This window comes from Candidatus Cardinium sp. cBcalN2 (genome assembly GCF_022810445.1).
Taxonomy (GTDB): Bacteria; Bacteroidota; Bacteroidia; order Cytophagales; family Amoebophilaceae; genus Cardinium.
The window spans coordinates 1-2,488 of the sequence record NZ_JAACGD010000005.1 but is presented as its reverse complement, the minus strand read 5'-3'; the positions used below and the strand labels follow the sequence as shown (position 1 = coordinate 2,488).

Annotated in this window: 2 protein-coding genes; one reads left to right on the top strand and one right to left on the bottom strand. The window is 33.4% G+C overall.

Features of this window, described 5'->3' with window-relative positions:
• A partial coding sequence (locus MUW74_RS00190) for a hypothetical protein (RefSeq protein ID WP_243553001.1) occupies positions 1-779 on the bottom strand: 779 nt, incomplete at its 3' end.
• A 432-nt stretch (positions 780-1,211) separates the two neighbouring features.
• On the opposite strand from MUW74_RS00190, the gene MUW74_RS00185 reads away from it, so the two are divergent.
• The gene (locus tag MUW74_RS00185; RefSeq protein WP_243517649.1) at positions 1,212-2,327 is read left to right on the top strand and encodes a bifunctional (p)ppGpp synthetase/guanosine-3',5'-bis(diphosphate) 3'-pyrophosphohydrolase; all 1,116 of its coding nucleotides are present in this window, start codon (positions 1,212-1,214) and stop codon (positions 2,325-2,327) included.
• The last annotated feature ends 161 nt before the right edge of the window (positions 2,328-2,488 follow it).

Sequence of the window (2,488 nt, the reverse complement as noted above, 5' to 3'; positions counted from 1 at the left end):
AGTCTATCCTCATACGTAGGATGATTAGAACCACCATCAAGAAACATGTGTAAGATATTTTGTTTGCCTAACCTGACCTGCTGACCTAGTTTAAACCTATACCTAAGTTTAGGTTTATATTCACGTTCAGATTCAAATTCAAATTCAGGATAACATGCTATTAGCAAGGAAAAAACCTTGAATGCAGAAGAAACATCAGCACCCTGGTGCATCAATTGTTTGATTACAGAAATTGATTCATGCAGGAAGTAAGTGTTGTGCAATTCATTGCGAGAGTCTTTTTCTGATATCTCTAGGTAGAACTTACTAGGGACGAAAATGGTATCCTGATATGATTGCTTGTCGTGTGGTAGAGGCCCAAAAAAAGATATAGAAAATTCATTATCTAATAAACATTCGACCACTTCTGCACAACTAGTCTGAATTGCACATGACAATATAGAACGATAGATTTGTTTCTGCTGAAAACATACTTTACCATATTTCAGCTTTAAATTTGACTTTGCTAATTCTATAAACTCCTTATAGGTATTTTCATCGATTTGGACTCCGTTTGAAGAACGGATTAGTTCATCAAACGCATCAACCAACATATCAGCATCTTTATAATCTCTTGAACATATAAAGTCTCTACTCTTTGCATCGCGATAATATTGATAATCATGCTTAACAGCATTCAACCTTAACCTACTGGTGCAACCAGAAATAACTAATCCTATATAAAGTAGAAATACTAGGCTAAGATCCTTGATGGGTATTATTTTAATTTTATGGTACATGGATGTTTTTTAAAAAATTATATGATGTTTTTTAGAAAATTACTTTCAATAATCTAACTATTTCAATTGAAAAATCCAAAATTATAGCGCATCCATCCACGCATATAAGACACATTTTAGCTACCATGCCTATGACCTATTTATAAAGACATTTGAGTTAACCATTCGAAATCTGTATGCCAAAAAAATATTTTTATTTTGCAATTTTGTCATTTTTTTCATATTAATTCTATTATCTACTAATTGCCAATCATGAATAGAACTAATACATTAACTTTGGTAATTTTTTAATTAAGTTGTTATTTTGGGTCTTAAATTATTGCACTTAGCAAGATTATTTTATAGATTTAGCGCAAACCGAATTAGTAAAAAATAAAGCCCTATGTATAAGCTTATGCAGCCTGAATAATATACAATTTTTGACTTTATACCATGATAAAAAGACATGAAGTTCCCGACGTAAATACTTGGAACTTGCATCAGCTTGCAAGATCAGTAAGCCAGCATGCAAATGATAGAAAAAAAGCTTATTTAATTATTCAAGAGGCATATAAATGGGCAGAAAGCTTTGAAAAACAACTTCATAAACCACTCAAACGTTCTGCAAAAGAATCCTTACAGGTAGCCATGGTCGCTGCTACGGAGATGTCTTTGGGCCTTTCTGCAGCTATAGCTGCACTTTTAACACCAGCTTTCTTAGCAGAGTTGGTTGAAGAAACAACTATTGAAACCAATTTTGGCTCAAAAACAGCCTCTATACTTAAAGAGCTCCAAGCATTAAAAAGCTATAGATTGCGTAATGATACCATTCGGACCTATCCCATTTATCCTGATATAAATGCTAATCATATTATAGCCATTTTGCTGCAAATTTGTGACATGATTCGTGTACATTGTAGCGGTGTAGATTTAGAAAATCTAGAATCAGAATTAATCCACTCTAGCCCCCAGCTACTACTTGAGCTAAAGTATTTCTATATTCCACTTTCACATAGAATGCGATTATACGATATCCAAACCAAGTTAGCAGATTTTTGGTTAAAACACACAGATACACTGAGTTACTATGCTATTACTGCCAAACTTGGCATGACTAAAATAAAAAGGCAGCAAAAGTTGAATCTTATTGCTGAGGAAGTTCAAGCCGCTATTCAAGCACGTGGTATTGAATTTATGTTAAAAAAACGGATCAAATCTGTTTATTCTATTTGGCATAAAATTCAAAAATTGCAAATTGATTTCGATCAAATACATGACCTGGCTGCTATCAGAATTATTCTAACCAATATGGATGATAAAAGCATACAAGAAGAGAAAGTAGCTTGTTGGAGAATACTTAGTATTATTAGTAATCTTTATAAACCAGTCTGTCATATTATGAGAGACTGGATCAGTACACCAAGGGATAGTAGCTATGAATCACTTCATCTTACCTTTGAAACCTACAAATATGGGCGGTTAGAGGTACAAATACGTACAGAGCGCATGGATTATATAGCAGAGTATGGTAGAGCAGCACATTGGAAGTATAAGCTTGCTGATTATTAGCTCTTGAGTGCTACGGTAACACTATCAATTTTTTCTATCTATTCAAGTCAGTGGCAAATAAGATGTTTTTAACTTACTTTTTTCTTGATAAAAAAGTAAGCAAAACAGCTGGAAAAACAGAATCCACGCTCCAGCCTTCCTGTCAACTGTTTTTCTATTTC

Excerpts from the sequence above, each read along its gene's own strand:
- MUW74_RS00185 (WP_243517649.1), top strand. The coding sequence starts at position 1,212 with ATGATAAAAAGACATGAAGTTCCCGACGTAAATACTTGGAACTTGCAT.